Annotated in this window: 4 protein-coding genes and 1 pseudogene; 2 read left to right on the forward strand and 3 right to left on the reverse strand. The window is 70.5% G+C overall.

Annotation, left to right across the window (positions count from 1 at the left end; all coding sequences use genetic code 11):
* Together H5J33_RS14010 and H5J33_RS14015 are read right to left on the reverse strand one after the other, a co-directional pair.
* A pseudogene (locus H5J33_RS14010) lies at nucleotides 1-286 on the reverse strand (SAM-dependent methyltransferase); the annotation flags it as partial.
* A 144-nt stretch (nucleotides 287-430) separates the two neighbouring features.
* Nucleotides 431-2,191, reverse strand: coding sequence for a glycoside hydrolase family 6 protein (locus tag H5J33_RS14015; protein ID WP_181795233.1), 1,761 nt, complete (start codon nucleotides 2,189-2,191; stop codon nucleotides 431-433).
* 521 nt (nucleotides 2,192-2,712) lie between these two features.
* Here H5J33_RS14015 and H5J33_RS14020 point away from each other — a divergent pair.
* Both H5J33_RS14020 and H5J33_RS14025 read left to right on the forward strand, forming a co-directional pair.
* Nucleotides 2,713-5,625, forward strand: coding sequence for a glycoside hydrolase family 48 protein (locus H5J33_RS14020; RefSeq protein WP_181795234.1), 2,913 nt, complete (start codon nucleotides 2,713-2,715; stop codon nucleotides 5,623-5,625).
* Nucleotides 5,626-5,776: 151 nt separating this feature from the next.
* Nucleotides 5,777-8,452, forward strand: coding sequence for a cellulose binding domain-containing protein (locus H5J33_RS14025; protein ID WP_181795235.1), 2,676 nt, complete (start codon nucleotides 5,777-5,779; stop codon nucleotides 8,450-8,452).
* 51 nt (nucleotides 8,453-8,503) lie between these two features.
* On the opposite strand, the gene H5J33_RS14030 is transcribed toward H5J33_RS14025, so the two are convergent.
* The gene (locus H5J33_RS14030; RefSeq protein ID WP_181795236.1) at nucleotides 8,504-9,199 is read right to left on the reverse strand and encodes a hypothetical protein; all 696 of its coding nucleotides are present in this window, start codon (nucleotides 9,197-9,199) and stop codon (nucleotides 8,504-8,506) included.
* Between the last annotated feature and the right edge of the window lie 195 nt (nucleotides 9,200-9,394).

A 9,394-nucleotide genomic window follows, 5' to 3' on the forward strand; every position in this document is an offset into this window, starting at 1 on the left:
GTTCCAGCAGCGGGGCGGTGCCGTCGACGGCGACCACCCGGGCCGTGGGGAACGCCTCGGCGAACAGGCAGGAGACGACGCCGGGTCCGCTGCCCGCGTCGACGACGAGCCCGGGCTCGGTGACGTCCTGCCCGAGCCAGGCCATGGCCTGCCGGTAGACGGGGGCGAACAGCTCCGCCTGCGACTCCAGCAGGGAGGCCAGTTCGTTCCAGTCGATGTCCGTGCCGTGCCCGTGGCCGTGCCCGGTGTGGTGCTGGTGGTGCTGCTCGTGGTGTCCGTGAGCCATGGTGGTCAGCCTCTCGTCCGGTTGCCGTCAGAGTGCGACGGCACACCGGCCCAGGGCCACTTCCGTTGCCGTATCGGCAAACGCGGATGCCGGTACGGACCGCCGGGGCCCGGGGGTCGGGCGGGCCCCGGCGGGGTCACCGCGTCAGGACAGCGGCGGGTAGGCGTTCTGCATCAGCTGCTGGAACTGGGCGGAGAACCAGTGCCCGGCCAGCGGCGCGTTCGGCAGCGCGCCCGAAGGGTTGTTGCCGTTGCGCGCGTTGCCACCGTAGGTGGGGTCGCACATCCGGTCGAAGCCCTTGCCCTCGTCGTTGTCGATGGCGGAGCTGGCACCGTCGGACTCCCCCGGCGGCTTGGCCCACACGTAGGCGTCTATCCCGGCGGCGGGTGCGGCGGTCGGCCGTTCGCCGAGACCGGCACCGCTCTGGTTGCACCAGTTGCCGACGTGGACGCGCCGGTCGATGCGGCCGCCGTTGACGTAGGTGTCGACCGAGGTCAGCGGGCCGGGGCCGGTGGGCCGGGCGGTGCCGCCCCAGCCGTTGCGCGAGGTGTCGATCAGCATGCCGATGCCGGAGTTGAACCCGGCCGAGACCAGCTTGTCCCGCAGGCCCTGCGCGTACGTCTGCTCGTCCACGTACTGGTTCCAGTCGACCCACTTCGACTGGCGGACGGTCTGGCCGTTCACCGTGTCGGTGACCTTGAAGTAAGGCTCCTTGGTCGGGCTGTAGTTGGCCGTGTTGACGATGAAGCCGGCCACGTCGCCCAGGCTGGCGCCGTTGGTCGTGGCGACCTTGTAGAACTCCTGGGCGGTCGGGCCGAGGTTGGTGTCCCAGCCCAGCCAGCCGTGGTGGCCGGCGTCGATGTAGTTGTAGACGTTCGAGAGGTTGCCCAGCTTGTCCAGGGCGTAGCTCACGCCCTTCTCGTAGTTGCCGTTGGACTTCATGGTCACGCAGGCGTCGGTGGTGGTGTTGGTGCCGCCGGCGTTGGTGACCAGGTTGGGCAGCGAGTCGGGCTCGATGAGCGTGGCGATGCGCAGGCCCGCGTACTTGGCGTCGGACAGGACCGAGGCGATGGCGTCGATGTACTGCGACTTGTACTTGTCGATGTCCGTGGGGCCGAGTTCGCCGTTGGAGGCGAGGGCGGCGCAGTCACGGCCGGGCAGGTCGTAGATGACCAGCTGGACGACCAGTTCGCCGGAGCCCTTCTGCTTGAGGGCCTCGTCCAGGTGGGCGCGCAGGCCCATGCCGCCGTTGACGCCGTTGATGGCCGCGATGCGGTCCAGCCAGACGAAGGTGGGCTGGTTGGAGACGCGGCTGCCGCCCGGCTCGGCGGCGGCCAGCTTCGACCACTCCGGGTTCACGTAGACCTTGGCGCCCTGGTACGGGTTGTCGACGCGGCCGGTGGTGCCTCCGCCGCCGTTGTCCCCGCCCCCGCCGCCGGTGCCCCCGCCGGTGTCCCCACCGCCGCCGGTGTCGCCGCCCCCGCCGCTGTCGACGTTGCAGGCGACGCCGTCGAGGGTGAACGTGGCGGGCACCGCGTTGGTGCCGCTATAGGTGCCCTGGAACCCGAAGCTCACCGAACCACCGGTGGCCAGCGCGCCGTTGTAGCTCTCGTTGGCCGCGGTGACCGCGGTGCCGCTCTGGCTGAGCTTGGCGTTCCAGCCGCTGGTGACCTTCTGGTCACCGGCGTACGACCACTTCAGCGACCAACTCGACTTCGCGGGGGCGTTGTTGGTGATGGTCACGGCGGCGGTGAAGCCGGTGCTCCACTGGTTCTGCACCTTGTAGTCCACGGTGCAGGGGACGGCGGTGGCGGTGGCGGAGGCCGACTGCATGCCCAGCGCCGTCCCGGAGGCCCCGGCGACCAGCGCCAGGGCTGCGAGGAGTGATGTTCTGGTACGACTCATGAGTGCGGGTGTCCTTCGGTGTGATGTCGTGCCGTGTGGTGCCGTGTCGGGAACTGCGGGGTGACGGCGCGCGGGCGGTCGCGCGGCCCGGCGCCGTACGCGGTGGGTGTGCCGTCTCGTGGGCGAGGCCGTGGCGGAAGGCGGGGAGCCGGCCCGCCGGGCCGGCGGGTTCGCGGGTGTTCCCCTGCCCGAAGCCGTCCTGGCAGCCCTTCGCCCACTGGCCGGTGACGGCTGAAGGCGCGCAGAACGGGGGGTGGCGCATGAGCGAGTCCTCGCGGCGTGGCGCGCCCTGACGGACCCGCCGGCCGATGGAATCGCTCCCACTGGTGCGAAGGAAGGTAGCGCCAACCGACCGGAAAGCCCAGGGGGTTCGCTTTACTTTTTTACGATCGGGCTCCTCGAATGTTTTTCGCAGTGTCCAGGTCTTGACCGTCCGTTACCCCGTCTTCACTATGGGAGCGCTCCCACTGGTTCAAGCCTTGACTTCTCCCCGAGCCGCAGCCGCAAGGAGGAACCAGCACATGGATCCTGGACGCAGACGCACGACCGCGCGCCGGTTGTGGACCGCGGTGGCCGCCGCGTTCGCCCTGCCGCTGTCGATGCTCGCCACCGGTGCGGAGACCGCCCACGCGGCCGCCGTGCAGTGCAGCGTCGACTACAAGACCAACGACTGGGGCTCGGGCTTCACCGCCGACCTCACGATCACCAACCGCGGTACGGACGCCATCAACGGATGGACGCTGACGTACGCCTACGCGGGCAACCAGAAGCTGACCAGCGGCTGGAACGGGACCTGGTCCCAGTCCGGCCAGTCGGTCACCGTGAAGAACACCTCGTACAACGGCACCATCGCCGCGGGCGCCGCCGTCTCCACCGGCGCCCAGTTCACCTACAGCGGCGCCAACACCGCCCCCACGTCCTTCGCCGTCAACGGCACCACCTGCGCCGGCGCCCACCAGCCCCCGGTGACCGTGCTGACCAGCCCGAGCCCGGGCGCGGTCTACTCCCAGGGGGACGCCGTCCCGCTCGCGGCGACCGCGGCGGCGGCCGACAACGCGACCATCAGCAAGGTGGAGTTCTACGACGACACCACGCTGCTGGGCACGGACACCAGCGCGCCGTACTCGCTCTCGGCCTCAAGTTTGACCGTGGGCAGTCATTCCCTGGTGGCGAAGGCGTACGACAGCCTGGGCGCGTCCGCCACCTCGACACCGGTGGGCATCACGGTGTCCTCCGGGCCCGCCGTGGTCGCCTCGCCGACCCAACTGGGCGTCCAGCAGGGCAAGTCGGGCACGTTCTCGGTGAAGCTGTCCACGCAGCCGAGCGCGAACGTCACGGTGAGCACGACCCGCACGGACGGCAACACCGGCCTGTCCGTGACCGGCGGTTCCTCGCTGACCTTCACCCCGGCGAACTGGAACACCGCGCAGACCGTGACCATCACGGCCGACTCCTCCGGCACCGGCAGCGCGACCTTCACCGCGTCGGCCACCGGCCTCACCAAGGCGACGGTCACGGTCACCGAGCTGCCCGCGGCCAAGGCGTACGACGCCCGCTTCCTGGACCTGTACGGGAAGATCACCAACCCGGCGAACGGCTACTTCTCCCCCGAGGGCATCCCGTACCACTCGGTGGAGACGCTGATCGTCGAGGCCCCGGACCAGGGTCACGAGACCACCTCCGAGGCGTACAGCTACCTGCTGTGGCTGCAGGCGATGTACGGCAAGGTCACCGGCGACTGGTCGAAGTTCAACGGCGCCTGGGAGACCATGGAGAAGTACATGATCCCCACGCACGCCGACCAGCCGACGAACTCGTTCTACAACGCCTCCAAGCCGGCCACCTACGCGCCCGAGCTGGACACCCCGAACGAGTACCCGGCGAAGCTGGACACCTCGGTGTCGGTGGGCACGGACCCGATCGCGGGCGAGCTGAAGAGCGCGTACAACTCGGACGACATCTACGGCATGCACTGGATCCAGGACGTGGACAACGTCTACGGATACGGCAACGAGCCCGGCAAGTGCGAGGCCGGACCGACGGCCACCGGACCGTCGTACATCAACACCTTCCAGCGCGGCCCGCAGGAGTCGGTCTGGGAGACGGTCCCGCAGCCGACCTGTGACGCCTTCAAGTACGGCGGCCGCAACGGCTACCTGGACCTGTTCACCGGCGACAGCTCCTACGCCAAGCAGTGGAAGTACACCGACGCCCCGGACGCGGACGCCCGCGCCGTGCAGGCCGCCTACTGGGCGGATGTGTGGGCCAAGCAGCAGGGCAAGAGCGGTGACGTCTCCGCGACGGTCGCCAAGGCCGCCAAGATGGGCGACTACCTGCGCTACGCGATGTACGACAAGTACTTCAAGAAGATCGGCAACTGCACGAGCACGTCCTGCCCGGCCGGTACCGGCAAGGACGCCTCGCACTACCTGCTGTCCTGGTACTACGCCTGGGGCGGCGCCACCGACACCTCCGCCGGCTGGGCCTGGCGGATCGGCTCCAGCCATGTCCACGGCGGCTACCAGAACCCCCTGGCCGCCTACGCGCTCAGCTCCGTCGCCGACCTGAAGCCCAAGTCGGCCACCGGCGCGAGCGACTGGGGCAAGTCGCTCCAGCGGCAGCTGGAGTTCTACCAGTGGCTCCAGTCCTCCGAGGGCGGCATCGCGGGCGGTGCCACCAACAGCTGGGCCGGCCGCTACGCCTCCCCGCCCGCCGGCACCTCCACCTTCTACGGCATGGCCTACGACCCGGCGCCCGTCTACCACGACCCGCCGTCCAACCAGTGGTTCGGCTTCCAGGCGTGGTCGATGGAGCGGGTCGCCGAGTACTACCAGCAGACCGGGAACGCCCAGGCCAAGGCGATCCTCGACAAGTGGGTGAAGTGGGCGCTGTCCAAGACCACGATCAACCCGGACGGCACCTACCGCATCCCCTCCACCCTCCAGTGGTCGGGCCAGCCCGACACCTGGAACGCCACGAGCCCCGGCGCCAACAACGGGCTGCACGTCACCGTCGCCGACTACACCGACGACGTGGGCGTGGCCGCCGCCTACGCCAAGACACTGACGTACTACGCCGCCAAGTCCGGTGACACGGCGGCCAAGTCCACGGCGAAGGCGCTGCTGGACGGCATGTGGACCAACTACCAGGACAGCCTCGGCATCGCCGTGCCGGAGACCCGGACCGACTACAGCCGGTTCAACGACAGCGTGTACGTGCCGAGCGGCTGGACCGGCACCATGCCCAACGGCGACGCGATCAACTCCTCCTCCACGTTCAGCTCGCTCCGGTCCTTCTACAAGAGCGACCCGAACTGGTCGAAGATCGAGGCCTACCTCAAGGGCGGCGCGGCGCCCGTGTTCACGTACCACCGCTTCTGGGCCGAGGCGGACATCGCCATGGCCATGGGCTCGTACGCGGAACTGCTCGAATAGTCCCCGCCGGCACTCCGCGTACCCGGCCCCGCCACAGGACGGCGGGGCCACCCGGGCCGGGCGGCACGACCACGCGGTCGGGCCGCCCGGCCCCCACACACCACCGCCTCCGTGACCTCCTTGATCCCCCGTCGGGAAAGGTGTCCCCACCGTGCGCAGAACCCGCATCCTCGTGGCCGCGTTCTCGCTGGCCGCCGGACTGCTCGCCGGCACCCCGCCCGCACCGGCCGCCGCCGCGTCCGCTCCGCCCCTCGCGGCGGACACCTACACCTGGAAGAACGCCCGGATCGACGGCGGCGGTTTCGTCCCCGGGATCGTCTTCAACCGCACCGAGAAGAACCTCGCCTACGCCCGCACCGACATCGGCGGCGCCTACCGCTGGCAGCAGTCGACCAAGACCTGGATTCCGCTGCTGGACTCGGTGGGCTGGAACGAGTGGGGGCACACCGGAGTGGTGAGCCTCGCCTCCGACCCCGTCCAGCCGGACAAGGTGTACGCGGCCGTCGGGACGTACACCAACGGCTGGGACCCCACGGCCGGGGCGGTGCTGCGCTCCGCCGACCGGGGCGCGACCTGGCAGAAGACCGACCTGCCGTTCAAGCTGGGCGGCAACATGCCCGGCCGGGGCATGGGCGAGCGGCTGGCCGTCGACCCGAACCGCGACAGCGTGCTGTACCTGGGCGCGCCCAGCGGCAAGGGCCTGTGGCGGTCGACGGACTCCGGGGTGACCTGGTCGCAGGTGACGAGCTTCCCCAACCCCGGGAACTACCGGCAGGACCCGAGCGACACGAGCGGGTACGCGAGCGACAACCAGGGCATCGTCTGGGTCACCTTCGACGAGTCCACGGGCACGTCCGGGAGCGCGACGAAGACCGTCTACGTGGGTGTCGCCGACAAGGACAACGCGGTCTACCGCTCCACGGACGCGGGCGCCACCTGGACCAGGCTGGCGGGCCAGCCGACCGGGTACCTGGCGCACAAGGGCGTCCTGGACGCCTCGAACGGATACCTCTACCTCGCCTACAGCGACAAGGGCGGCCCCTACGACGGCGGCAAGGGCCGGCTGTTCCGCTACGCGACGGCGACCGGCACCTGGACCGACATCAGCCCGGTCGCGGAGGCGGACACCTCCTACGGCTTCAGCGGGCTGACCGTCGACCGGCAGCACCCGTCCACCCTCATGGCGACCGCGTACAGCTCCTGGTGGCCGGACACCCAGCTGTTCCGGTCCACCGACAGCGGCGCCACCTGGACGAAGGCGTGGGACTACACCTCGTACCCGAACCGCTCCAACCGCTACACGATCGACGTGTCCTCCTCGCCCTGGCTGACCTTCGGCGCGAACCCGTCGCCGCCCGAACAGTCGCCGAAGCTGGGCTGGATGACGGAATCGCTGGAGATCGACCCGTTCGACTCCTCCCGCATGATGTTCGGCACGGGCGCCACGATCTACGGCACCGAGGACCTCACCAAGTGGGACAGCGGCGGGCAGTTCAGCCTGCGGCCGATGGTGCGGGGCCTGGAGGAGACGGCGGTGAACGACCTCGCCGCACCGCCCTCCGGCGGCGCCCTGCTGTTCAGCGCCCTCGGTGACATCGGCGGCTTCCGGCACACGGACCTGGCCTCGGTGCCGTCCATGATGTACACATCACCGACGTTCACCTCGACCACGAGCCTGGACTTCGCCGAGTCGGACCCGGACACGGTGGTCCGGGTCGGCGATCTGGACTCCGGGCCGCACATCGCGTTCTCCACGGACAACGGGGCCGACTGGTTCGCGGGGCAGGACCCTCCGGGCGTCTCGGGCGGCGGCACGGTGGCCGCGGCGGCGGACGGCAGCCGGTTCGTGTGGAGCCCGGCCGGCACCGGCGTGCGCCACACCACGGGCTTCGGGACCTCCTGGGCGGAGTCCGCCGGCATCCCGGCCGGCGCGATCGTCGAGTCCGACCGGGTCGACCCGAAGACCTTCTACGGCTTCAGGTCCGGGAAGTTCTACGTCAGTACGGACGGCGGGGCGACCTTCACCGCGACGCCGGCCACGGGCCTGCCGAGCGGGGACAGCGTGCGGTTCAAGGCGCTGCCCGGCACCCAGGGGGACGTGTGGCTGGCGGGCGGTGCGGCGGACGGCGCGTACGGGCTGTGGCACTCCACCGACGGCGGCGCGAGCTTCACCAGGCTGGCGAACGTGGAGCAGGCCGACACCATCGGCTTCGGCAAGGCCGCCCCGGGCGCCTCGTACCAGACGCTCTACACCAGCGCCGAGATCGGCGGGGTGCGGGGCGTCTTCCGCTCCACGGACAAGGGCGCGTCCTGGACCCGGATCAACGACGACGCCCACCAGTGGGGCTGGACCGGCACGGCGATCACCGGTGACCCGCGGGTCTACGGCCGGGTGTACGTGTCGACGAACGGCCGCGGGGTCGTCTACGGCGACACCTCCGGCACCGGCGACACCGGAGGCGGTGGCGGGGGCGGCGGCACCGACCCGACGCCGGTGCCCACGGGCGCCTGCACCGTCGACTACAAGGTCACCAACCAGTGGGCCGACGGCTTCCAGGCCGACGTCCGGCTGACCAACACCGGCTCCTCGGCGTGGAACGGCTGGTCCCTCACCTGGTCCTTCGCCGACGGCCAGAAGGTCGCGCAGATGTGGAACGCCGGCTACACCCAGTCCGGCGCGACGGTCACGGCGGCGAACGCGAGCTGGAACGGCACGGTGGCGGCGGGCTCGTCGGTGGCCTTCGGCTTCACGGGGAGCCGTCCGGGTACGACGAACAGCAGACCGGCTTCCTTCAAGCTGGGCGACCGGACCTGTACGGTCGCCTGACGAACGGCCCGGCGGGGGTGCCGGCCACGAGCGGCACCCCCGCCGGGTCCACTACTCGACGGTGCCGGTGAAGATCGCCGCGTCCGAGTCGAAGTCGGGGCTGACCTCGATCTGGATGAGCTTCTCCTTCTTGGGCAGTTCGCAGCCCCACGGCACGTTCAGGGAGCGGCCCGGGAGCAGCTTGGTCTCCGGGCCGCCCTCGAGGCCGGCGTCGGAGTCGAAGACCGAGTCGCTGCTCTTGCCGTCCTTGCCGTAGGAGCAGTTGACGGTGAGCTGCGTGATGTCGAGGGCCTTCTTGCCGCCGTTCTTCACCTTGACGGTGAACCGGAGGTAGGGCGTGTTCTCCGGCTCGGCGTACTCGCCGGTCACGGCGCGCTCGAGGCCGAAGAGGGCGACCTCGGTGGCCGGCTCGTAGACGGCGGTGTCGTCGAGGGCGTAGACACCTTCCTCGTCGTCCCCGCCGTCCGCGCCGTCCGTGGCCTTCTCGTCGTCGGCGGCCGCCGCGTCGTCGTCGGCCCCGGCGCCGTCGGGGTCCGCGGCGGCGGTCTCGGTGACGGTGACGGTGGGCGCCGGCTCGGCTTCGGCGTCTCCGCTCACCCCCGCGGTGATCAGGGCCGAGACCGCGGCGGCGACGACGGCGGCCGCCATGGCGATGAGCGCGGTACGGGACTTCCCCGGCGGTGCGGGCGGCGGGGGGACCGGCGGTCCGTAGCCCGGCATGGGCGGTGGTGTGAAGTCGGTGCTCATGGGCCCCCCTGGGACGTGCTGTGTGATCTTCGCATGATCCCTTCTCGAAGCGGAATGTGAAAACTCCGTGATGGAATCGTGTCCGGGGCCTGGTCAGGGTGTTGCGACGGCTCAGGCAGAGGCGGGCGCCGCTTTCCGGAACGCGCGCACGCCGAAGACCGGGTCGGCGCGCGGGCGGTCCTGGTCGGGGAGCGC

This window comes from Streptomyces sp. WELS2, assembly GCF_013870595.1.
Lineage (GTDB): Bacteria > Actinomycetota > Actinomycetes > Streptomycetales > Streptomycetaceae > Streptomyces.

What these genes read in the sequence shown, in the direction of transcription:
- H5J33_RS14030 (WP_181795236.1), bottom strand. Translation starts at nt 9,199, where the DNA reads ATGAGCACCGACTTCACACCACCGCCCATGCCGGGCTACGGACCGCCG.
- H5J33_RS14020 (WP_181795234.1), top strand. Translation starts at nt 2,713, where the DNA reads ATGGATCCTGGACGCAGACGCACGACCGCGCGCCGGTTGTGGACCGCG.
- H5J33_RS14015 (WP_181795233.1), bottom strand. Translation starts at nt 2,191, where the DNA reads ATGAGTCGTACCAGAACATCACTCCTCGCAGCCCTGGCGCTGGTCGCC.